The sequence below is a fragment of the Okeania hirsuta genome, assembly GCF_003838195.1.
Taxonomy (GTDB): domain Bacteria; phylum Cyanobacteriota; class Cyanobacteriia; order Cyanobacteriales; family Microcoleaceae; genus Okeania; species Okeania hirsuta.
Window position 1 is genome coordinate 1 of sequence record NZ_RCBY01000592.1, and the last position, 1,257, is coordinate 1,257.

Sequence of the window (1,257 nt, forward strand, 5' to 3'; positions counted from 1 at the left end):
TGACTGCCGTTCTTTTCTGCAAGTTGGGCTACATAAAGTGAACTATCGTTATAGATCAGGGCTTCTTCTTCCATACCCAGGGCAATGTATAGGCGAGACAGATTGCTCATGACTGCCTGATAGCCTGAGTAATCTTCGATTTTTTTCCATTGCTTCCCTGCTGCCTGAAAGTAGGATACAGTTTTTGCAACGTCTTTATCCCATAGCAAAAGACCATTAGTAAGTTCCCAACAGCCAGGTCGTCAAACAGACCTACTTTGGGAGCTGTTCGAATTACTTCCTGTGCAAAAAACATGGCCGAATTCCTTTTTCCCGAAAAGCCGATAATAAGAAGATTGCCTGATGCAGAGGCGAGGATAAATATTGGCAAGTTTATGCATTTTGATGAAGCGAGCTGCACGTTTAAGCGCCTGCTGACACGGTTTCATACGGTCCATTTTTTCATGCAAGCGGGCGAGCGACAGGTGCGCATTACTCAATACATCCCATTGGCGGTGATTTCTCGCATCCTCAACTAATAACAATAATTGTTTAATAGCTTTTTCATCCTGATGCTCTTTTTCCAATGCTTCGGCATCTCGTAAGCGTACCTGTAGGCCAAAAGGGGTATTCAATTCGTTGGATTGAGAGAGCTCATCCAGAATCCCGCATAACACATGATGAGCGCTATCGTTTTTAAATGCACTCAGCAACCTAAGCGCATACTGGAATTCTTGTTCCAGAGCAGCATTTCCCCTAAATCCATGCCCTATGCACATGAAGGGCATAAGAATAGCCAATAGGCAGAATAGAAGAAATATTCTTAGGTGTTGGAAGTACATAAAGGGTAAAGCTTATTGAATCAGATGCACAAATACATATGGAACATCTCAGCAAAAGCTGAATGGCTACCAGGATTGGCGGACGAGGTCTTCAGGAGTATTTAAACTATTCCTAAATGGCGTTTATTTGGATTTGGAGGGTGTTCAATCCTTTATAGAACAGAACAATAATGTCGTGGAAACCCCTTGGCAATGACAAGGGATAAATGATTCTTAGGGTTGGGAAAAAAAGAATGAGGAAGGCGTAGGCCTGTATTAACCAAGACTTTTGATCGGAAATTCATATGTGACGCCTAAAGAGTTAGAAAAAGGGAAATGGGTATTAGAGATCTATACGATTGAGAGTCTACAATCAGATTACGTTGTAATCTGTAAAATATTATGGAGATTTTCTGTTTTGTAGCATATCCTAGAGATTTGTGTGATTTATTTCTAA

At 41.2% G+C, this 1,257-nt stretch carries 2 protein-coding genes; both read right to left on the bottom strand.

Going from position 1 to position 1,257, the window contains the following annotated elements; all coding sequences use genetic code 11:
* Positions 1-209, bottom strand: a 209-nt coding sequence (locus D5R40_RS33095) for a hypothetical protein (RefSeq protein WP_134239677.1), incomplete at its 3' end; no start/stop codon positions are given.
* Between the two features lie 33 nt (positions 210-242).
* Positions 243-779, bottom strand: coding sequence for a hypothetical protein (locus D5R40_RS33100; RefSeq protein ID WP_124155898.1), 537 nt, complete (start codon positions 777-779; stop codon positions 243-245).
* Between the last annotated feature and the right edge of the window lie 478 nt (positions 780-1,257).